The following is a 20,411-nucleotide window of genomic DNA, read 5'->3' as shown; positions in this document are numbered from 1 at the left end:
TTAATCCTAACCCTTACCTTTGGTTTTGGTCTTTCCGGGCTTTGCGTTTTTCTCTATATATTCGATCACAGTTCCGGCTACATCAACCCCCGTTGTTTTCTCAATGCCTTCAAGTCCGGGAGAGGAATTAACTTCCATGACCACCGGTCCATGATTGGAACGAAGGATATCAACTCCGCAACAGCCGAGCCCCATGATCTTGGCACTTCTAACCGCTGTGGAGCGTTCTTCGGGAGTGATTTTTATCTTGGAGGCATGTCCGCCCTGATGCAGGTTGGAGCGGAAGTCGCCTTCCCGGCCCTGTCTTTTCATAGAGGCTACGACTTTATCTCCGACTACAAAGCATCTGATGTCTGATCCGGAGGCTTCAGATATAAATTCCTGTACAAGTATGTTGGCATTAAGACCTTTGAATGCTTCGATAATACTTGCGGCTGTGGCGCGGGTTTCAGCCAGAACCACACCTTTTCCCTGAGTTCCTTCAAGGAGTTTGATTACCAGAGGAGCCCCGCCGACGATGTCGATCAGATCCTCAGTATACTGGGTGGAGTGGGCGAAAGCCGTAACCGGTAACCCTATTCCTTTGCGTGCGAGCAGTTGCAGACTGCGCAGCTTATCACGGGAACGGGTTATAGCTACCGATTCATTGACGCAGTATACGCCCATCATTTCAAACTGCCGGACAACAGCACAGCCGTAAAAGGTAATGGAAGCCCCTATGCGGGGAATGATTGCATCAAAGCCTTCCAGTTTTTCCCCTTTATATAGGATACATGGATTATGGGAAGTAATATTCATGTAACAGCGCAATGGATTGATTACCCTGACTTCATGTCCGCGTGCTTTGCAGGCTTCAGCAAGAGAGTTAGTAGAGTAGAGTTCCGATTTGCGGGAAAGAATTCCTATTTTCATGTTAATCTCCGGTTGGGGATATCTATTTATAAAAAGAAGCTGAATGCATTCTTCCAGTAGTATATGAAAGTGCAGGATCAATAATCAGCCTGTCCTCCATGGCCTTCCTTCCGAGAAGCATTCTGAACTTCATTGAGTCGCGGTTGGTCAATGTCAGTTCTATTCTCCAGCTCATGTTACCAAGGGATAGAACTGATTCTATGACCGGTCTTTCCTCGGCCTGGCCGCCTGAATTGGTTACCATCCGGTAATCAACGATCGGCGCATCACAAAATACTTCCACGTCAGTGCGTTTTTGTACAGGGTGAATCCCGAATCTGATCCACTCTCTGCCTTCTTTCTCATAAATTTCCTGTTGGAAAGAATGCAGACAGGATGTTTTGGCTCCGGTGTCTGTTTTGAATTTTATTGCCGGAATATTGAGCTCTGGAAAAGAGGCCCATTCCCGCCAGCCAATGACAGTTTTACCGTTAATTATTTCGGACTTGTTCATAAACTGCTCCGTGGAATAGCTGCATGCAGTATATTCGAGTATTGTGAGGCATAACCAAGCAAATTAAAGTATGTTAAAGATAAAGTCTTTAAGCAACTATTGATTATAGCGAAGTTGGGCTTATAGCTGTAGGTTGGTAAATGCAAGTGAAAAAGTTGTATCCGGTAAAGAAATAATTACCAATGCTGTAAAAAGATTTGGGAGGAGCTGTCCAGCTTGCAAAAAAGCGCGATTCAGGCAAGAACTGGAGCACCTGATTCAAGGAGGCTGTTTTTGAGTGAAATAAATGCGGATTCACCGCTTGATGTCAAGGTGGATCACTCGATAGGACTTATGTCGGGCATGCTTGAAATGTATGATCCGGAACATATCGCGGTTGCCTGGACCGGAGGCAAGGACTCCACTGTGGTGCTTGCCCTGTGGCGTGAAGTCTTGAAGTCGAAGGAAATTACTGGCGCATTCGCCCTGTCAATTGATACCGGGGTCAAGTTTCCGGAGGTGATGTCTTTCAGGGATTCTCTCGCCGCAGAGTGGGGTGTGGATGTCAAGGTTATAAGTCCAGACTTAGAGATTAAGGACTATCCCGTTGCCCTAGACCCGGTTAAGTGCTGTGCAGATTTTAAGATCCGGCCACTGCACAACGCGATTGATGAATTTGAAATAGATCTGTTGATCAGCGGCATCAGGCGGGATGAGCATCCAAGCCGGGAGGGGCGAAAATACATAGAAATCCGCAGTGCCCCCGACCATACCATGTTGAATCCCATTCTTGAATGGACGGAGATGGATATCTGGTCTTTCATAACTATGCACCAGATTCCATACTGTGAATTATATGATCAGGGATACCGATCACTCGGTTGCAGACCGTGCACAGTAGAAGGCGATGGTCAGGGAGAGCGTGAAGGGCGCAATGCCGATAAGGAAAAGAATCTCGAATTACTGACATCATTGGGATATTTTTAGAAGAATTTATATAGAAGGTGTTATGAGAGTTAATTTTTGTTTTTCAAGTTATGAAGTCCATGATTCATGGAAAGCTTTTTTCACTCTGCCGAAGCTGGTCGAACTGGATAAAATAAGCTCGTCCATTGGCCATGACTTTACTCCCCCGGCAAAAAGGGTCCTGCGTTTCTGCGAAACCGACCTGTCTGAAATGAAGGTCATTATCCTTGGTCAGGACCCTTATCCCCAGCAGGGAGTTGCCACAGGCAGGGCATTCGAAGTCGGAGATATCAAAAGCTGGGCTGATCTCAAGCGCAATGCCTCACTGGTCAATATTCTAAAACTGCTCCACAGGAATTATCTTGGGGCGGAAGAATCTGTGGGCATAGCTGAGATCAGAAAGGACATTGAATCAGGTAAGTTTCCTGTTCTGCCTCCCCAGAAGCTTTTCGGTCATCTTGAAGAGCAGGGCGTTCTTTTTCTGAATACCGCCCTGACCTGCCAGGTGAATAATTCCGGCAGTCATTCCGATATATGGAGACCATTCACAACAGACCTGCTCAAATTTATAGCATCCAGAAATCCTGAGGCAAAGTGGCTGCTCTGGGGCAAAGATGCTCAGGAATTCTGTTCTTTTGTGTCTGAATCCCGGAAGTTGACCAGCTACCATCCAAGGCTTTTTGATAAAAAGCCGGGTTCTTTTTTAGGAGAGAACCATTTCGCCAGATGTCCTGAAATAAACTGGGTTGAGTAATAATTCTTAACCTGAAAAGAGTTCTTTTCATTGTTGAGAGTGATACGGGATATTTGATTAAAGTGTGTGCGGAATTATCACTTAAGGTCGACTGAATTATATTACCCCGTATATGGGTTGCCAACGCGGCCCCCGAGGGAAAGCCGATATAAACCTGTCGCCGGAGGCTTATTCTCTCGCCTTGGCTCCTGTACTGATATGTATTATGCTACCGCGCACGTTAATTCCAATCAGAATTGAAACCGGATAAATCAGGTGAAAAATGCTTAATAGAAAAAAGACCCGTGAACTGTTCATCGGAGATGTGGGCATCGGCGGGGATAACCCGGTCAGGGTCCAGTCCATGTGTAATACCGACACCCGGGACGCAGTTTCCACAAGAGCACAGATTGATGCTCTGGCAGAAGCCGGCTGTGAGATTGTGCGTGTAGCCGTGCCGGATGAGGAAGCGGCAAAAGCCCTGCCTCAAATCCGTAAGGGGTCACCGGTTCCGCTGGTTGCGGATATCCATTTTGACTACCGACTGGCTCTGGCCGCAATGGAAGCGGGAATTGACGGACTGCGCATAAACCCCGGAAACATCGGTAATGAAAGCCGTGTTGATTCTGTTGTCTCTGCTGCCAAGGAACGCGGAGTGCCTATCCGGATCGGCGTGAACGGAGGTTCTCTGGACAAGTCTCTGCTTGCTAAGTATGGCGGGCCGACCCCGGAAGCAATGGTGGAAAGTGCATTGCATCACGTTGCTCTGCTTGAGAAGAGAAATTTTTTCGATACTAAGATATCCCTGAAATCCTCATCGGTACTTAATACCATTGCGGCATACAAGCTCCTTTCCGAAAAAGTTGATTACCCTCAGCATGTCGGCATCACCGAAGCAGGGACCCTTGTCCGTGGCGCTGTGAAATCCGCTGTGGGACTGGGGATACTTTTCTGGGAAGGACTGGGAGATACCATGCGTGTTTCTCTCACTCATGACCCTGTTGCGGAAGTGGGAGTTGCATGGGAGATTCTTCGCTCTCTGGGACTTCGTGAAAGGGGACCTGAAATTGTTTCCTGCCCGACCTGCGGCCGTACCGAAATTGATCTCATCGGACTTGCAGAAAAGGTGGAAGAGAATCTCCGGGGTGTAGAAGATATTTTTACTGTGGCTGTTATGGGCTGTGTAGTTAACGGTCCCGGCGAAGCCCGTGAAGCTGACATAGGTATTGCCGGTGGCCGGGGACTGGGGATCATCTTCCGCAAAGGGGAAGTCATTCGCAAAGTCAAAGGCGATGAAAATCTGCTGCCTGAATTTATGAAAGAAATTGAAATATTCCTGAAAGAAAAGAGAGGACAATAAATGCGTTTAAGCCGTTACTATATTCCCACATTGAAAGAAGATCCTTCCGAAGCGGAAGTTGTATCCCACAAACTGCTGATGCGTGCGGGCATGATCCGCAAGCTGACCAGCGGTATTTACAACTACCTGCCTCTGGGCCTTAAGTCCCTGAACAAGGTCGCCACCATCGTGCGTGAAGAAATGAACCGCGCTGGAGCCATGGAAGTGCTTATGCCTATGGTTCAGCCCGGTGATCTCTGGCAGGAAACCGGACGCTGGGATTACTACGGCAAGGAACTTCTGCGTATCAAAGACCGTCACGGACGTGACTACTGCCTCGGCCCCACCCATGAAGAGGTAATCACCGACCTCGTGCGTGGTGAAGTGAAGTCCTACAAACAGCTGCCTTTGAATCTTTACCAGATTCAGACCAAGTTCCGTGACGAAATCCGCCCCCGTTTCGGCCTGATGCGTGGCCGTGAGTTTGTCATGAAGGACGCATATTCTTTCGATAAGGACGAGGCCGGAGCAGAAGAGTCATACAGGAACATGTTTGAAGCCTATAAAAAAGCTTTCTCCCGTATTGGACTAAACTTTCGTCCCGTACAGGCGGATTCCGGTGCTATCGGCGGAGATTTCTCCCATGAGTTTCATGTTCTGGCCGAAACCGGAGAAGACACCATAGCCGTATGCAAGGATGATAAGTGCGGATATGCAGCCAACCTGGAAAAGGCTAAAGTAGCGGCTCCGGCGGGAGACTGTGCATGCAATGCTGAATGCCCTGCCATTGAAGAAGTTGCCACCCCCGGCAAGCATACTGTCGAAGAAGTATGTGAATTTCTCGGCGTAGCTCAGGACAAGCTGGTTAAAACCCTGCTCTTTACTGTTGACGGCGAGCCTGTAGCCGCGCTTGTGCGTGGTGACCGTGAGCTCAATGATGTGAAGCTGCGCAACCTTATCGGCGGCAATGAAATCGAGATGGCAACCGAGGAACAGGTCAAGGAATGGACCGGTGCTCCTGTCGGTTTCGCCGGACCTGTCGGCCTCAAGGTGGAACGCATTTTTGCTGACCATGAACTTTGTGTCGGTACCGATTGGATTGCCGGAGCCAACAAAGGTGATACTCACATCAAGCATCTTTCCCTTGGACGAGACTGCAAGATTGAAAAGTTTGCCGACCTTCGTGTGATAACAGAAACCGACCCCTGTCCCGAATGCGGTGCAGCCATCGAATTCACCAAGGGTATTGAAGTTGGCCACGTTTTCAAGCTTGGCGAAAAATATTCCAAGGCAATGGAAGCTACTTTTCTTGATGAAAACGGTAAAAGCCAGCCCATGATCATGGGATGTTACGGTATCGGTGTATCCCGTATCGTTGCTTCCGCCATTGAGCAGAACAATGACGACAGCGGTGCTATTTTCCCTCCGACTATCGCGCCTTTTGAACTCTGTGTTATTTCTCTTGGTGGCAAGGACGAGGCCGTTAACGAGAAAGCGGAAGAGCTTTATAACGAACTGATGGGAATGGGTATTGATGCCGCATACGATGACAGAAAGGAACGTCCCGGCGTAAAATTCGCTGATGCTGACCTGATCGGTTATCCCATGCAGTTGGTGATCGGTGGAAAGGGGCTCAAGAACGGTATTGTGGAAGCCAAGAACCGTAAGACCGGTGAAAAGATTGAGCTGCCCCTTGAAGGTTTTACCGAAGCCTTTAAAGCATGGCGTGCTGAAATCTGGCAGTCCTGGGGCCTGGAAGCTTAGTTTTTTAATGATCAGATAGGGGAATTCTTTCAAGAGTTTCCCTATCTGAGTTCTCTCTTTAAGTTTTTTAGCGGGCTTTGCGTTAACGCCCGATAAAATAATAATCAATATATTAATGCGGCGAGCCCCTATCAAAAAGTTTGGGATTATTAAGCCCTATTCAAGGGGTTAAGGATTTTGGCAGGGTCGCCGAAGGCTCTTAATGAGAATATTTTCAGTAACTGACATTACCCGTGCTGTTAAGGATGTTCTGGAAACGGAATTTCCGTTTATCTGGGTGCGGGGTCAGGTTACCAACTTGGCCCGGCCTGCGTCCGGGCATATTTATTTTACGCTCACAGATGGTGATGCGGGGCTTTCTGTGGTCTGGTTCAAGGGAAACCAGCGGCAGAGCGGCGGTGATGGCGAAGAGTCGGTCAATCCGCTCACCGGAGAGATTGAAACTGGTGGACTTCTGGAGCTTGAGGACGGCATGGAGATCCTTTGTGCCGGGCATATGAACGTGTACCCGCCCCGGGGTGTGTATCAGCTTGTTGCGGAGCTGGTGCAGGAGCAGGGGATAGGTGACCTTAGGCTTGCCTTTGAGGCCATGAAGCGTAAGCTTGCTGAAAAAGGTTATTTTGGGGATGACCGGAAAATGGCTATCCCGCGTTCACCTGAGCGGGTCGCCGTGGTCACAGCTCCATCCGGGGCTGCAATACGGGATTTTCTGAAGATTGCTGAAGTTCGTGGAACCGGAGCGGAAATAAGGATTTACCCCACACTGGTTCAGGGGGACCGTGCTCCGGAGCAGATAGCCAAAGCTCTGGATAAGGCTGGAGAAGACGGCTGGGCCGAAGTTGTTGTGCTCATCCGTGGTGGAGGTTCTCTGGAGGATCTGTGGGCTTTCAACACCGAGCAGGTGGCTGATGCTGTTTTCAATTCCACTGTTCCGGTTTTGTGCGGCGTGGGTCATGAGGTGGATGTTTCCATCGCCGACTATGTAGCGGATAAAAGAGTGGCTACACCAAGTCACGCCGCTCAGGAACTATGGCCCCGGCGGGAAGTCCTCATGCAGGCAGTAGATGAGCTCGATACCGGGCTGAAACGAAGTTTTGACAATTTTCTGTATGTACGGGAGTCTCGGTTGACTACTTTGCAAAAAGGTCTGCACTGGCTTTCTCCGTCACATCGCATTGACCGGTTGCTGGAATCTTTTGAGGATGAAGGTCGCCGTTTGAGTTCTGCTGTTGCAAGGTTCTTTTCGGGCAGGTCTGTGGAAATCGGTGAATTGACCCGCAGGCTCGATTATTCTTTCGGGGTAGATAAAATTGTGCAGCGTGAGCAGTCTGTGTCAGCCTTGTCTGAGCGTCTGAATCGTTCAGCAAATATTTTTATGAATGGGAAAAAATTCGAATTAGAAAATGCCGTCAACTCGCTCAGGATACTTGACCCGGAAGGTCCTCTGGAGCGGGGTTATTCTCTGGTGACGGTGGAGAAGAGCGGAACATTCCTGCGCGACCCAAAAGAGGTCGTTCATGGTGATGGAATCCGGGTGCGGGTAAAGTCCGGTGAGGTCCGGGCCAAGGTTACAACCGAATAAACTTCTCATAGGTAAAATGACTGATATTAAAAAATACAGAATTCCGTTTTTTGCTCTTCTGTTGGTTCTTTTCCTCTCATCAGCAGCTTTTGCTAAAATCAATTTAGCTTATCCATCCAGAGTCGGTTTGGGAGAGCCCTTTCTAGTCCGGGTTACTTCTGACAAAGATCTCCAGTCGGTTTCCATCAAATGGAAAGGGGCCGAGGTAAAACCTGAAATCAAGAACTGGAAAGGCCGTTCGGTCGCTCTTGCCATGTTCGGTACTGATGTACTGCTTGATAAAACCGGTAAATCGAGGCTTGTTATTTCCGCAGTTGAGAATGGAAAGGAACGCAAGTTCGGGCGGACGGTTCGTGTTCATAAAAAGAAATACAAGATCCAAAGACTGACTCTGCCCAAGAAAATGGTGACGCCGCCTAAAGAAATCTACGACAAGATAGCTCAGGACCGTAAGGAAGTTGCTGCGGCCAAGAAGGTAATGTCAGCCGAAAGAAACTGGTTCGTTCCGTTTCAGCGTCCCACCGCGGGGAGCCAGTCAAGCCCTTACGGCGCGCAGAGAATTCTTAACGGCAAGCCCAAGAATCCTCATAGGGGACTTGATTTCCGGGGAGCCAAAGGAACTGCCATCAAGGCTATGGCTGATGGTAGAGTTGTCCTTGTCGGTGATCACTACTACGCCGGAAATTCAGTGTATTTAGATCACGGTAACGGAGTCGTAACTATGTATTTCCATCTTTCACGAATAGATGTTAAGGAAGGCGAAATTGTGGAGAGAGGGCAGGTAATAGGCGGCATCGGTTCAACCGGACGCGTTACCGGGCCTCATCTGCACATGAGTGTGAGCGTTCAGGGAAGGCTTGTGGATCCGGCTTACGTACTTTATAAGAGCACGGATCAATTGCTTGGAATTAAATAATTTCAACCTTAGAGCTCAACAATTATAAGTTGATAACAGGCCGTAACGGTCTTGTTCATATAAATATTATGGGATTCTCTGTTTTCTTCCATGCTTTCTTCTATGTCATGGGAGTGGGAGATTTATCCGGATAGAGCTCTAGTGAGTCACTATCCGCAGTGGATAAATTGATGGGGAAGTCCTCAAAGAGCCGCGGAGGCATCTTTGGCCAAAAAAGAAAAAGATAAAAGTTTTGAAGAACGGCTGGAAAGGTTGAAAGAGATTGTGAACGCTCTTGAAGAAGGGGATCTGTCCCTTGAAGAAGGCGTTGCTCTCTTCAAGGAAGGGCAGGATCTTTCCAAAAAATGTGCCGTCCAGCTTGAAAAGGCCCGTAATGAGGTCAGGATCGTTAATAACGGTCAGGTTGAAGATTTTGAAATAAATGATGAAAATAAGGATATAGCAGATGACAGTTAAAGAGAAGCTCGCGGTTCACGCTGCCGATGTTGAAAAATTTCTGAGTGAATGTCTTGATGATCGCGGGATTCCCGAAGGTCTGCTTGCTTCCATGAAGTACAGCCTGCTTGCCGGAGGTAAAAGACTGCGTCCGGTTCTGGTGCTGGTCTGGGCCAAAATGCTCGGAGCAAGAAAGGAGGCTGTAATGCCTTTCGCTGCCAGCCTGGAAATGATTCATACTTATTCACTCATTCATGACGATCTGCCTGCCATGGATGACGATGATCTGCGGCGCGGCAAGCCATCCAATCATAAACAGTTTGATGAAGCCACAGCAATACTTGCCGGTGACGGCCTTCTGACCGAGGCTTTCGGTTTTATGGCTGAAGCCGATGCTCCCGCTGAGTACAAAGTGGAGGCAATGGCACTCATGGCTAAATCTGCCGGGTCCGCCGGAATGGTTGGCGGGCAGGCTGTTGACATCAGCTATACCGGAAGGGAAGACGTGACTCTTGAAGAATTGAAAGTCATGCACTCCATGAAAACCGGTGCTCTTATTCTTTCTTCCTGTAAATCCGGTGCTATTCTGGCAAAGGGCAACGGAGCCACCCAAGACGATGTAAAGCGCGCTGAAGAGTATGGACGCCTTATCGGTGTTGCCTTTCAGATTGTTGATGATGTGCTGGATATTGTTGGTGACGAAGCCACACTTGGTAAGCCCGTTGGAAGCGATATTGAGCTGGGTAAATCGACTTATCCCAGTCTTGTCGGACTCGAAGAAAGCAAGCAGCTGGCAGCTAAATATATTGAACAGGCAGTTGAACAGCTTGCACCCTATGAGGGCGAAGAGGCTGATTTCCTGCGTGAACTGGCCCGTTACATTGTAGAGAGAGTCTATTAGTCGGCGGCATTGCTGTCCGGTTTAAAGTTTTATATATCGAAAAGTTAACAGTGTTAAGCTGCTGTTGCGAATGTCTTTGCCCCATTATCAATGCGCCGGGGCAAAAACATGGCAGCTTGGCCTAAATTTACTTTGCATAACCCGTTATGAGGTCCGGGGAATATGAGCAAAAATGAAAAAAAATGCGGATGCGGATATTTTCCGCTTCTGCAAAAAATACATAATCCCGCACAGGTTAAGGATCTTTCCGCCGATGAAAAGATCCAGCTTGCGGATGAGTTGCGCCAGTGCATAATCAATACTGTTTCACAGGGAGGAGGGCATCTGGCTCCTTCACTGGGAGTGGTTGAGCTGACCATTGCCCTGTTCAACTGTTTTGACTTTGATACCGACCGTCTGGTCTGGGATGTAGGTCATCAGGCTTATGCCCACAAGATTCTTACCGGACGGTATGATAATTTTCATACTCTGCGTCAGAAAGACGGCATCAGCGGATTTCCGAGGATGGCTGAAAGTCCCTATGACCACTTTGGAGTTGGGCATTCCAGTACTTCCATATCTGCAGCTCTCGGAATGGCAGTAGCCAGCGATCTGGATGCTGAAGGACGCAATTGTGTGGCCGTTATCGGTGACGGTTCAATGACTGCCGGTCAGGCTTTTGAGGGACTTAATCAGGCGGGTGGAATGAATCGGAAAATGGTCGTTATTCTTAATGATAACGAGATGTCCATTTCCAACAATGTCGGTGCACTTTCAGCTTTTCTCAGCCGTAAGCTTTCCCATCCGGTCATGAACCGTTTCAAAAAGGATTTCGAGTCAATCCTCAAACAGATTCCGAAGATCGGTGATGATCTGGCAATGTACGCCAAGCGCGGTGAGGATTCCTTCAAGAGTTTTTTCACTCCGGGAATGCTTTTCGAATCACTCGACTTCACATATCTCGGACCGATTGACGGTCATGATCTTGATGAGCTTGTAGATGTCTTTGAACAGGTTAAGAAAATTGATTCACCGGTGCTGGTTCATGTTTTGACCACTAAGGGTAAAGGTTACGCTCCAGCAGAGAATAATCCTACCTATTTTCATGGTGTCGGAAGCTTTGAGCCTGAGACCGGGCGAGCCAAGAAGTTCAAGGGTGGATTACCTTCATATACCGAGGTCTTCGGAAATACTCTGTGCAAACTTGCTGCTAAAGACGACAAAATCATGGCAATAACCGCCGCCATGCCTGAAGGGACCGGGACCAGCGGGTTCCGAGAACAGTTTCCTGAAAGGTTTGTGGATGTCGGTATTTGCGAACAGCATGCTGTGACCTTCGCTGCCGGACTTGCCACAATGGGATACAAACCGGCGGTGGCTATCTATTCCACTTTCCTGCAGCGTTCCTATGATCAGGTGGTACATGATGTCTGTCTTCAGAACCTGAATGTGAACTTTTTTCTCGATCGCGGCGGACTTGTCGGGGCTGATGGCGCAACCCACCACGGTGTGTTTGATATGTCTTACATGCGACATATTCCGAATCTTGTTTTTATGGCTCCCAAGGATGAAGCGGAACTTGCACGCATGACAGCTACCGCTATAGATTTTGATGGTCCAGCCGCTGTCCGTTACCCAAGAGGGGTTGGCATTGGAGCCATTCTGGAAGAAGATCCCCGGATACTGGAAATAGGTACCGGAGAGCTTCTCCGTGACGGTTTTGACGGTGTAGTAATCGTGATCGGCGCCCGAGTCTGGCCAGCAGTAGAAGCTGTCGAGGAAATTGATGAAGAAATGGGTAAGGCCGTAGCGGTATTCAACGCTCGTTTCATCAAACCTCTTCCTGAGAAACAGATTCTTGAGCTGGCAGCGAGGTTCAATAAAATTCTTATTGTTGAAGAAAATGCAAAGGCAGGTGGGTTCAGTTCTGCTGTCTTGGAAATTCTGGCCGACAACAATGCTCTTGACGGACATCAGGTAAAAAGACTCGGAATTCCCGATGAGTTCATCGAGCATGGCACTCAGCAGGAACTCCGGCGCGAGTTGGGAATTGACATCAATGGAATCAAAAAAGCTATGCTGGATCTTCTCGATTCATAATTGATTCGGATTTTCCTATACTTTTCTAAAGTCAAAAATGAAAATCTGGCCCTCAGTTAGTTATTACTGCGGGCCAGATTTTCATTTTAATCCTTAAAGTCTTAAGTACACCTTATTTGTGGGGTGCAATTCCTGAAGATATTTTCAAGGCATGCTTTGTGACACTTAAAGACCTTCGTCAGTTCTGAATCAGTACATGACCATCAGATGGATTAAGTCCTTCAGGGGAGTTTTGCCCCAAAGAGTTTATGACATCTTTCGCTTCGGCAATCACACCTTTCTGGAGCAGTACGGGTCCTGCTTCACTTGCCACAAGATTGAAAAGTTTTAGGTATATAAGGGCCTGTCCTTCACGTTTGGCATCGCTGGTCTTGGCACTTATCTCAGTCCTGAAGGGGCTGATGGGAGTGTCCCGCCCCATGGCGATCCCACAGACTCCCGGCAGAGCTCCGGATAAGGAAACAAAATCTCCATCCTTCACCTTTACACCGTCAATGTCGTCAACGGGAGAGGCATTGAGAAAAATGGTGCGCACTCTGTTCTCGGCATATTCAGAACTAAGGCCGAGGGTTTCTTCCATAAATTCACGGATACTCATTCCTGCTACAGCCCTTATGGTAACCCCTTTCTGAAGAAGGGTGATAGTTCCGGGAGTGCCTTTGCCGATCTTTACTGTCTTAAGGTGATCCATGTAAGCCCCTGCAATTATGTCTTTGGTGATATAAATATCCGGGTTTATTGATAATTAATAATGTGACCAAAACAATGCAATGTCAATGGACAAGATATAAAAGAAAACTCCTGCAGCTATATAAACTGCAGGAGTTTTAAGGTCTCGGAATATAAGGTTTAGATTGATTATTTTGAGGAAAGGTTCAAGACAAGGCTCACCTTTTCCGGTTACCTGCCTGCTTCTCGTCCCTTATTTATTTTTTTTCTTGGCTTCCTCTTCGCGAAGAGCTCGACGTAGAACTTTTCCGACCATGGTTTTGGGGAGTTCTTTACGAAACTCTACCTGGCGGGGAACTTTGTAGCCTGCAAGTTTTTCACGACAGTATGAAACAACCTCCCCTCGATCCATGGATTCGCCATCTTTCAATACGATGTAAACCTTGATTATTTCACCCCGTGTCTTGTGGGGCAGTCCTACAGTGACGGCCTCCTTGACTTTGGGATGTTTGTAAAGAACTTCGTCGACTTCGCGGGGATAGATATTGTAACCGCTGGAAATGATCATGTCTTTTTTACGGTCAACAATATAGAAGTATCCTTCTTCATCCATGTAAGCGATATCACCGGTGTAAAGCCATCCGTTACGGAGTGTTCCGGCGGTTTCGTCCGGCTTGTTGTAGTATCCTTTCATGACCTGCGGCCCGCGGACAATGAGTTCCCCCATTTTCCCAGGGGGGAGAGGGACGCTGCCTACTTCCATGTCGACGATTGCGGCGTCGGTGGAGGGAACCGGCATTCCTATGGAACCGGATTTCTTTTTACCGTTCAGGGGGTTGAGGTGGGTCAGAGGGGAGGCCTCAGTCAATCCGAACCCCTCGACTATTGTAGCCCCGAATACTTCCTTGAATTGTTTTATACCTTCAACAGGCATGGGAGATGACCCAGAAAGACAGTATTTGACTGAAGCAACATCATACTTATTCACTTCCTTCTGCTGCAGCAGGGAAATGTACAGGGCTGGAGCTCCGGGAAAAAGAGTCGGCTTCAGTTTGTGCATGGTTTTAAGGACGTCCAGCGGGACATAGCGTGGAAAGGGAACCATGGTTGCGCCGAGGAAAGTTGAAAAGTTCACACAGACAGTAAGTCCGTAAATGTGGAAATAGGGCAGAATACCGAGAACGATCTCTTGGTCCTGTCCCAGATTGCTGAGCATGGCGTGGCACTGCTGGATATTGGCTCCGAGGTTGGCGTGAGAAAGTACGCATCCCTTGGAAAGTCCTGTTGTCCCGCCAGTGTATTGCAGAAGAGCTGTGTCCTCTGGGCGTACGTTAGGGGCACTGTAGGTGTCCTTGCCTGAGCGGAGAGTGTTCCATTTAAGAATGGATGTGCCGTTGTACGGGACTTTGGGAGTGTTTTTGTCCCGCCAGCATTTAAGCATATAGAGCAGGTTGAGCGGTAATTTCAGGGTGTCAGATATTCTGGTGATGAAATATTTACGGACCGGCAGCTTGTCGCGGAGTTTTTCAAGTTTGGGCCAGAGCAGATCCACGGTGATCATCATCTTGGCCCCTGAATCGTTCAACTGGTGAACGATTTCAGTTTCCATATAAAGCGGGTTGGTCATGGTCACTACACCACCGGCCTTGAGTATAGCCCAGTAGGTGATAATCATCTGCGGGGTGTTCGGCAGCATCATCGCCACGCGCTCGCCCGGTTCAAGTCCCTGTTTCCGAAGGTTGGCAGCCATTATTTCGGCTTCCTGCTTCAATCTGGAATAGGTCATGGACCAGTTTTGAAACTCAATGGCTTTTCGTTTGGGCCATTTTTCAGCGGTCATGTCCAGATATTCAAATAGAGGACGATAAGTAAAATCTATACTCTGAGGTACATCCGAATCGTAGTTTTTAAGCCACGGGCGACTGATTTCCACTCCAAACCTTCCATTGCTTCATACTTTAAATTATTTCTCTTTATGACAAAGAGAAGGGCGCCTGCTCAAAAGAACCGCGAGTATATTGATCAGTTCATATTCTGGCAAGTTTGTATGTATGCTAATTTCGGATTGAATGTGAAAAGAGTTGAGTGAGGTAGTCCCTCAGTTTTTCTGCAGACTGTGCACCACATATTGAGAAGGGGCAGCCAAGGGCGTAGGGGACTTCTATGGGGCGTGGGGTTCCGTGGTAAATGACATCATCTCTTTGCTGCTTTACTTCCTTTATGAGGATCTGCATGGTTATGAAACATGAGTCGGGACCACTTTTTATCCGCTGTATTTCGGGACTCCATTCGTTGACAATAACCGGGTATTCATTGAAAGCAGGCCAGCCCGAAAATGAATCTACCGCTATTCCGACATGCTGTGAGGCCCCCTGGGCGGCCAGTTTCGGGGAAATTGACCCAATCCGTGCTTCTATGAGATAATTTACTTCTCCCGATGGAGTGTAGTGATAGCCGATGCCTTCAAGTGCTCTTATTGCGGCCTGCTCGATCGGGACCACACCGGACTCTACTTTCTGAGGAATCCCGTTTCCGTTGAGGTCAAAAAGAGTGGCCTTCACGTTAAAAGTTCTGCCGGGAGAAGGGTTGAAGACAGTCATGGGTACGGTAGGTCTGGTTGTGTGTGAAGAGCAGCCCCCGAGAATGAGGAAAAACAGGAACATCATTTTTGTGATCGGCTTCAGGTTCTTAAGCATGTCTACCTCTATTTTATGTTGCTGGGAACTACTTACATTTGTATATGAATAATGATCTTCAGGCAATGAGACTGTTTTTGAGGCGGACCTTATTGCTTGTGCCTTGTACTTGAGCTGAAAGTATGTGAATGGTGTTGAATTAAAAAAATTATATTATGACCTTGAAATAGGGGTGCCTGCGATTTACAATCTAATTTGGCGGATCATAGGCGGGCTAATTAACTGGACAGGGAGAGCCTGGAGTCACCAATATGCTTGATAACGATATATTGCTTGATGCAGGGACCAATGAGTTCGAAATTATTGAGTTCTTTATTGACGAAATTGATGGCGAAGCGACTGGACGTGACTATTTTGGCATCAACGTTGCAAAAGTTCTTGAGGTCGTAGAGGCTCCCGAAGGTCTTGAGCCGGGAGAAGGAGCACCGCATCCAAGCTTTTTGGGAACAATGGGATTAAGGGATTTGATCCTTCCCGTTATCGACCTTTCGGTGTGGCTGGGCATAAATCGCAAGCCTTCTGAATTCGAGCTTATAGTTGTCACGGAAATCAATAATGTGGTTACAGGATTTCTCGTGACCGGAGTAACTCAGATTCACCGTATCGGATGGGAGGATCTGAAGACTCCGAATAAATTTATTTCCGACATGGATTCCAACTGTATCACTGGTACTGTTGAGCTTGATGACCGCTTCATACTTATGATCGATCTGGAACGCATACTTGGTGAACTTGACCCCGAGATGGCGGAAAGGAGTGATGGCGAAAAATACACAGCACCGGAAAAGTATACTGCTGTTCTGGTAGATGACTCAGTCTCAGTGCGGACTCTGCTGAATAAGAATTTCGAGGCTGCGAATTTTGAAGTGCATCTGTTTTCAAATGGAAAGGAAGCATGGGAAGGGTTGCAGGATATGAACAGGCAGGTCAAGGAGCAGGGAGGGCGTATTACAGATGTAGTTGATATCCTTGTTTCCGATATTGAGATGCCCCAGATGGACGGATATACTCTCACTAAAAATGTAAAGGAAAATAGTGAGTTATCCGCTTTGCCTGTAATACTGTTTTCTTCACTGATAACCAAAGGTCTTTACCATAAAGGCGAAGCGGTCAAGGCTGATGACCAGATTACAAAACCGGAGTTCAATGAACTGACCGGGAGAGCTATTGCCCTTATTGAAAAATATCAGAAGAAGCGGAAAGGGTAGTGATCATCTTTGTTGCAAGCATAGAGTTAGAAAAACAGCACTTGCCCGCATCATTTTTTTAAAGATATGCTCTATTCCCTCAATTTCCTGTTTGGAGATTCAGTAAAAAGAGAATTTCAGGTCGGGTAAGAAATCAGGCTTTGAATAAAGGAAATCCCTCCGGTTAGAAACTGGAGGGATTTTTTGCTGTCATGCGATTCTATTTTTTTACCCAGCCTCTTTTTTTCATACATTCATCAAAGGTCACGGCTGAGGCGTAGTTCTCGGAAAATTCCGCTTCATAGGTAGTCGGCTCCGGGGGAGCCCCGTCAGTCTGAGCACCTACGGGCACATTCTGTTCAGTCATTCTGGTACAGAAATCTCTATCCCTGTTCAAAATTTCATCAGCCTTGGACTGATCGGCAATATTGGGATTGTGCCATGATGAACATCCGCTCAAAAGCAGTATTAAGGCCAATGCCGGTAGCATCTTTTTCATCGGGTTCTCCGCATGGTTATTCGCAGGTAAGGTCTCTCTCCATTAGATCGCACACAGCCTGAGCCGGGTCTTTGTCTTCGTAGAGAATCCGGTAAACCTGTTCGGTTATAGGAAGTTCCACTCCGAGTTTCTGGGCAAGGAAGTGTACTGACTCAGTTGTCTTAACACCTTCCGCAACCATCCGCATCTTTAAAATATCATCAAGCTTCAGCCCCTGACCTAGTTTGAGGCCGACCTGCCGGTTTCGCGAAAGATCTCCAGTGCAGGTGAGTACAAGATCGCCCATCCCGGAAAGTCCCATGAAAGTTGATGCCTGTGCTCCCATGGCAACTCCAAGCCTGCTCATTTCCGCGATTCCTCTGGTAATGAGAGCCGCACGGGCGTTATGCCCGAACTTGAGTCCGTCAGCCATTCCGGCGGCGATGGCCATGATGTTTTTTATGGCTCCCCCGAGTTCAACTCCCCGGTAGTCGGGGTTGGTGTAAATTCGCAGGTACGGGGTGTAGAATAATTCCTGAACCTCTTTGGCAAGCTTTTCATCTTCGCATCCCAGTACAATTGAGGTGGGAAGTTCGGCACTGAGTTCATAGGCAAAGGTGGGGCCCGAGAGGTGTCCGTAACGTGGATTAAGGCCTTCCAGAGAGTCTGCCACTACCTGCGACATGGGAGCCCCAGTTTTTAGCTCAATCCCTTTACTTGCGCATATAACCGCAGGTTTCTCCGGAAAGAAAGGCTTCATGGTGCTCAGGGTCTGTCTCATGAACTGGCTTGGAACGACCAGAATATAATAATCCGCATCTGTGAGCACGGTCTCAGGGTTACTGTCGCATTTAAGTTGTTCGCAGAGTTTGAAGTCGGGCAGGTATACACTGTTGTATCCGGTACTTTTCATTTCGTCGCAGAGATCCTGCTCTCTTACCCAAAGCCGGGTATCGATTCCCTTCTTAGCCAGAGTATTAGCCAGAGTGGTTCCCCAGGCTCCGGCTCCTATAACGGCTACTTTCATGTCTACTCCTTATAAATAAGTATATATCTTTTGGTATGATTCATAATGATAATAAATACACTAGCACACCAAAAGTACATGCTGTACGGATTTTTAGCAACCTGTTCAGAAATGAAAGCGATTAATCGATAATGAAAATGGTGGTTTGCGAAAAAAAACAGAGGTTATAACGGCAATTCCATAAGTCCATGGAAAAAGAAAGCCCTCCGGAACTTAGCCGGAGAGCTTTCATTTGAGGCAATTGTCTTGGTGGCTGGTTTTTAAATCGGACCAGGACTCATGACATGGGACATTTCTTCTATTTTACCGTGTTTGATCCGGTATTCGTAGATTTTCTGCATGTCTTTATAGACCTGGAAGACCTGGAAGAAGCCGTGCCAGTGTGAATAGTCCGGACCGTTCATGGCGGTTCCGTGGCGGGCGCGTCGGCCACAGTGATGCCAGAGATAGTACTCCAGCTCCTGAAAACCGTCATTCCATGGATCGTCTTTGATCAGGAGTCCCTTCTCTTCAAGTTCCGTCTTCATCTTGACCGCACCGTCCCAGTAGCTGTTGTAAAGGTCGACAGCATCATCAAGGACTTTGCGCTGGACATCAGTGTGAGTCTTGCCGTGGCAGTTGGCACATACTTTACGCATGAGCTTGTCGCCTTTCTCACCATCACCACGCACACCGCTGCGGATCACACTCTTCTTATGCATGAGGTCCCACTTGAGACGCTCGTTGACGTTATGGGTGGTGTTGAGTTCTCCTATTCCTGACATATGGCATACCGCACATGTCGGAGCTTCATAGTCACCGGGCTGCCATGTGTCGGGAGCACTGTCCCATTTCCACTCTTCGCCGTGGGCTTCATAGAACTGACCGTGTTTGGATTCTTCATAGATTTCCTTTTGCGGATGGTCAGGTCCGAGGTGGCAGGCTCCGCAGGCGGAGGGCTTACGGGCTTCTTCAATGGAGAACTGGTGTCTGGTGTGGCAGACTGTGCAGGTTCCGATGGAACCGTCTGGATAACGTGTACCTACACCACCGGGCCAGGTCTGTTTGATGGGTTTGTTGTCCGGTCCCAGTTCAACCTGTGTACCGTGACACATCTGGCATCCGGATGCACGGGCGGCCATACTAGCGCCTGAACCTTCCTTCACACCCATGAAGACTCCGCCTTCATAGTAGTACATCAGTTTTTGGAACTTTTTGTTTTCAATAACAGGCGCACCTGCCAGTTTGGCATGTCCACTCTTCTGGAACTGCTCCACTTCCTGTGGGTGGCAGCGCGAACATGTTTTGGAAGAAACCATGGGAGAAATATAGATTTCAGTACCCTTGATACCTTCACACTGGCTGGCCATTGGTGAGGTCTTTTCCACGACATGGCAGTCGTAACAGGAAACAGTGGCATGAGCCATTTTTCCCATTTTCCAGTTTTCAACAATTCCGGGTGTCTTCTTTGCGTGACACTCAATACAACTGGTAGCTTCTTCAGTGTACCCCCTTTTCACAACCAGCTCTTTGGGTGCAAGGTTGGGAAAAGGCGCGTCCGCAGCAGAACATACAGCTGCAGACAGTACGATTGCCAAAGCAATCGCCATAGTATTTCTCATCTGTCTCAACATGATTACCCCCAGTTGGAATCATAAGTCCTTTTTGAAGAACTTGTTTGCCATTTCAATCATGTCTTTGTGACCGACATGCGGGTGACAACTTGCGCATTTTTTGTCGGTCTGTCCGTAGAGATAAGCCCGGTGGGCGAGAAGAGCTCCCGGCTTTACGCCGACAGGTTCAAGTATTTTATGGCAGTGCCTGCAGGCGCTGTCATAGGTGAACTTCAACCTGTTCTTCTCTGCATTGGCGGCCCAGTCGTGTTCGGCCGGGTCGATGATGAGGTTCATGATTACGTCATGTGTTCCGGTAATAGCTTTTGTGGTCAGATATTCCACAAAGTTTCCGTGCGGCAGATGACAGTCTACGCATTGTGCTGCGAAGCCCTGCGGGTTCTGCCCCCCATGCACGGATTTCTGCCAAGATGCCCTGAACGGTTTCATGGCGTGGCAGGTCTGGCAGAAGACGTCAGTGTTGGTGACATCGACCATATACCCAGATGCGAGCACGGTAATAACAGCAATCATAAGCCCCGATACAACTCCCCAACGCCATCTGCGACTGAATCCGCCTTTCCCCTTCTTTTTAGGGTTTACCGGCATTTCCAGTTACCTCCATGCTGTTAGGAGTTATCTCTAATGTCCTCATTCAATTGG

Annotated in this window: 19 protein-coding genes; 10 read left to right on the top strand and 9 right to left on the bottom strand. The window is 48.1% G+C overall.

From position 1 onward, the window contains the following. Nucleotides 1–6: 6 nt before the first annotated feature. A complete protein-coding gene (gene rimK, locus ACZ5PW_RS19260; RefSeq protein ID WP_464556639.1) occupies nt 7–912 on the bottom strand; it encodes a 30S ribosomal protein S6--L-glutamate ligase in 906 nt (301 codons plus the stop codon). Between the two features lie 22 nt (nt 913–934). Next, a complete protein-coding gene (locus ACZ5PW_RS19255; RefSeq protein ID WP_464556638.1) occupies nt 935–1,405 on the bottom strand; it encodes an ATP-dependent zinc protease family protein in 471 nt (156 codons plus the stop codon). 273 nt (nt 1,406–1,678) lie between these two features. Between ACZ5PW_RS19255 and ACZ5PW_RS19250 the strand changes: the two genes are divergently transcribed. The 9 genes from ACZ5PW_RS19250 (at nt 1,679) to dxs (ending at nt 12,099) form a co-directional block, all read left to right on the top strand. Then, nucleotides 1,679–2,371: a phosphoadenosine phosphosulfate reductase family protein gene (locus tag ACZ5PW_RS19250; protein WP_464556637.1), complete on the top strand. Its 693-nt coding sequence runs from the start codon at nt 1,679–1,681 to the stop codon at nt 2,369–2,371. A gap of 22 nt (nt 2,372–2,393) precedes the next feature. Continuing rightward, nucleotides 2,394–3,104 (top strand): uracil-DNA glycosylase, encoded by a 711-nt coding sequence (locus ACZ5PW_RS19245; RefSeq protein WP_464556636.1) that lies wholly within the window; start codon nt 2,394–2,396, stop codon nt 3,102–3,104. A 262-nt stretch (nt 3,105–3,366) separates the two neighbouring features. Continuing rightward, nucleotides 3,367–4,443: a flavodoxin-dependent (E)-4-hydroxy-3-methylbut-2-enyl-diphosphate synthase gene (gene ispG / locus ACZ5PW_RS19240; RefSeq protein ID WP_464556635.1), complete on the top strand. Its 1,077-nt coding sequence runs from the start codon at nt 3,367–3,369 to the stop codon at nt 4,441–4,443. Further along, nucleotides 4,444–6,186 (top strand): proline--tRNA ligase, encoded by a 1,743-nt coding sequence (locus ACZ5PW_RS19235; RefSeq protein WP_464556634.1) that lies wholly within the window; start codon nt 4,444–4,446, stop codon nt 6,184–6,186. It begins immediately after the preceding gene. Nucleotides 6,187–6,388: 202 nt separating this feature from the next. After that, nucleotides 6,389–7,768 carry an exodeoxyribonuclease VII large subunit gene (xseA, locus tag ACZ5PW_RS19230; RefSeq protein WP_464556633.1) on the top strand — a complete coding sequence of 460 codons (1,380 nt, stop codon included), beginning with the start codon at nt 6,389–6,391 and terminating at the stop codon, nt 7,766–7,768. Nucleotides 7,769–7,784: 16 nt separating this feature from the next. Further along, complete coding sequence (locus ACZ5PW_RS19225) at nt 7,785–8,684, top strand: M23 family metallopeptidase (protein ID WP_464556632.1); 900 nt, start codon at nt 7,785–7,787, stop codon at nt 8,682–8,684. Between the two features lie 204 nt (nt 8,685–8,888). Then, nucleotides 8,889–9,140 (top strand): exodeoxyribonuclease VII small subunit, encoded by a 252-nt coding sequence (locus ACZ5PW_RS19220; protein WP_464556631.1) that lies wholly within the window; start codon nt 8,889–8,891, stop codon nt 9,138–9,140. Continuing rightward, complete coding sequence (locus tag ACZ5PW_RS19215; protein WP_464556630.1) at nt 9,130–10,020, top strand: polyprenyl synthetase family protein; 891 nt, start codon at nt 9,130–9,132, stop codon at nt 10,018–10,020. The genes ACZ5PW_RS19220 and ACZ5PW_RS19215 overlap by 11 nt, the downstream gene beginning before the upstream one ends. A 162-nt stretch (nt 10,021–10,182) precedes the next feature. After that, entirely contained in the window at nt 10,183–12,099 is a 1,917-nt protein-coding gene (gene dxs / locus ACZ5PW_RS19210; protein ID WP_464556629.1) for a 1-deoxy-D-xylulose-5-phosphate synthase, read from the top strand. 178 nt (nt 12,100–12,277) lie between these two features. On the opposite strand, the gene ACZ5PW_RS19205 is transcribed toward dxs, so the two are convergent. The 3 genes from ACZ5PW_RS19205 to ACZ5PW_RS19195 all read right to left on the bottom strand — a co-directional run bounded on the left by ACZ5PW_RS19205 (nt 12,278) and on the right by ACZ5PW_RS19195 (nt 15,464). Continuing rightward, complete coding sequence (locus tag ACZ5PW_RS19205) at nt 12,278–12,790, bottom strand: hypothetical protein (RefSeq protein WP_464556628.1); 513 nt, start codon at nt 12,788–12,790, stop codon at nt 12,278–12,280. Between the two features lie 231 nt (nt 12,791–13,021). Continuing rightward, nucleotides 13,022–14,701, bottom strand: coding sequence for a long-chain-fatty-acid--CoA ligase (locus ACZ5PW_RS19200; RefSeq protein ID WP_464556627.1), 1,680 nt, complete (start codon nt 14,699–14,701; stop codon nt 13,022–13,024). Between the two features lie 121 nt (nt 14,702–14,822). Then, entirely contained in the window at nt 14,823–15,464 is a 642-nt protein-coding gene (locus tag ACZ5PW_RS19195) for a hypothetical protein (protein WP_464556626.1), read from the bottom strand. A 251-nt stretch (nt 15,465–15,715) separates the two neighbouring features. On the opposite strand from ACZ5PW_RS19195, the gene ACZ5PW_RS19190 reads away from it, so the two are divergent. Beyond that, nucleotides 15,716–16,672 carry a chemotaxis protein gene (locus ACZ5PW_RS19190; RefSeq protein ID WP_464556625.1) on the top strand — a complete coding sequence of 319 codons (957 nt, stop codon included), beginning with the start codon at nt 15,716–15,718 and terminating at the stop codon, nt 16,670–16,672. 199 nt (nt 16,673–16,871) lie between these two features. Here the strand turns inward: ACZ5PW_RS19190 and ACZ5PW_RS19185 are convergent, their stop codons facing one another. The 4 genes from ACZ5PW_RS19185 to ACZ5PW_RS19170 form a co-directional block, all read right to left on the bottom strand. Next, the gene (locus ACZ5PW_RS19185) at nt 16,872–17,150 is read right to left on the bottom strand and encodes a hypothetical protein (protein ID WP_464556624.1); all 279 of its coding nucleotides are present in this window, start codon (nt 17,148–17,150) and stop codon (nt 16,872–16,874) included. Between the two features lie 16 nt (nt 17,151–17,166). Then, a complete protein-coding gene (locus ACZ5PW_RS19180) occupies nt 17,167–18,156 on the bottom strand; it encodes an NAD(P)H-dependent glycerol-3-phosphate dehydrogenase (RefSeq protein WP_464556623.1) in 990 nt (329 codons plus the stop codon). Nucleotides 18,157–18,416: 260 nt separating this feature from the next. Next, entirely contained in the window at nt 18,417–19,769 is a 1,353-nt protein-coding gene (locus tag ACZ5PW_RS19175) for a multiheme c-type cytochrome (protein ID WP_464556622.1), read from the bottom strand. Nucleotides 19,770–19,787: 18 nt separating this feature from the next. Then, nucleotides 19,788–20,357, bottom strand: a complete 570-nt coding sequence (locus tag ACZ5PW_RS19170; RefSeq protein ID WP_464556621.1) for a cytochrome c3 family protein — start codon at nt 20,355–20,357, stop codon at nt 19,788–19,790. Nucleotides 20,358–20,411 lie beyond the last annotated feature (54 nt).

It is taken from the genome of Maridesulfovibrio salinus, from assembly GCF_055394525.1.
Note: the sequence above shows the minus strand (reverse complement) of the source record. Positions and strands in the feature narration are given on the sequence as shown.

Bases quoted from the DNA above. Each gene is read 5' to 3' on its own strand.
- ACZ5PW_RS19185 (WP_464556624.1), bottom strand. From the start codon at position 17,150: ATGAAAAAGATGCTACCGGCATTGGCCTTAATACTGCTTTTGAGCGGA.
- ACZ5PW_RS19245 (WP_464556636.1), top strand. From the start codon at position 2,394: ATGAGAGTTAATTTTTGTTTTTCAAGTTATGAAGTCCATGATTCATGG.
- ACZ5PW_RS19170 (WP_464556621.1), bottom strand. From the start codon at position 20,357: ATGCCGGTAAACCCTAAAAAGAAGGGGAAAGGCGGATTCAGTCGCAGA.
- ACZ5PW_RS19215 (WP_464556630.1), top strand. From the start codon at position 9,130: ATGACAGTTAAAGAGAAGCTCGCGGTTCACGCTGCCGATGTTGAAAAA.
- ACZ5PW_RS19175 (WP_464556622.1), bottom strand. From the start codon at position 19,769: ATGTTGAGACAGATGAGAAATACTATGGCGATTGCTTTGGCAATCGTA.
- dxs (WP_464556629.1), top strand. From the start codon at position 10,183: ATGAGCAAAAATGAAAAAAAATGCGGATGCGGATATTTTCCGCTTCTG.
- ispG (WP_464556635.1), top strand. From the start codon at position 3,367: ATGCTTAATAGAAAAAAGACCCGTGAACTGTTCATCGGAGATGTGGGC.
- rimK (WP_464556639.1), bottom strand. From the start codon at position 912: ATGAAAATAGGAATTCTTTCCCGCAAATCGGAACTCTACTCTACTAAC.
- ACZ5PW_RS19255 (WP_464556638.1), bottom strand. From the start codon at position 1,405: ATGAACAAGTCCGAAATAATTAACGGTAAAACTGTCATTGGCTGGCGG.
- ACZ5PW_RS19225 (WP_464556632.1), top strand. From the start codon at position 7,785: ATGACTGATATTAAAAAATACAGAATTCCGTTTTTTGCTCTTCTGTTG.
- ACZ5PW_RS19235 (WP_464556634.1), top strand. From the start codon at position 4,444: ATGCGTTTAAGCCGTTACTATATTCCCACATTGAAAGAAGATCCTTCC.
- ACZ5PW_RS19190 (WP_464556625.1), top strand. From the start codon at position 15,716: ATGCTTGATAACGATATATTGCTTGATGCAGGGACCAATGAGTTCGAA.
- xseA (WP_464556633.1), top strand. From the start codon at position 6,389: ATGAGAATATTTTCAGTAACTGACATTACCCGTGCTGTTAAGGATGTT.
- ACZ5PW_RS19195 (WP_464556626.1), bottom strand. From the start codon at position 15,464: ATGCTTAAGAACCTGAAGCCGATCACAAAAATGATGTTCCTGTTTTTC.
- ACZ5PW_RS19180 (WP_464556623.1), bottom strand. From the start codon at position 18,156: ATGAAAGTAGCCGTTATAGGAGCCGGAGCCTGGGGAACCACTCTGGCT.
- ACZ5PW_RS19205 (WP_464556628.1), bottom strand. From the start codon at position 12,790: ATGGATCACCTTAAGACAGTAAAGATCGGCAAAGGCACTCCCGGAACT.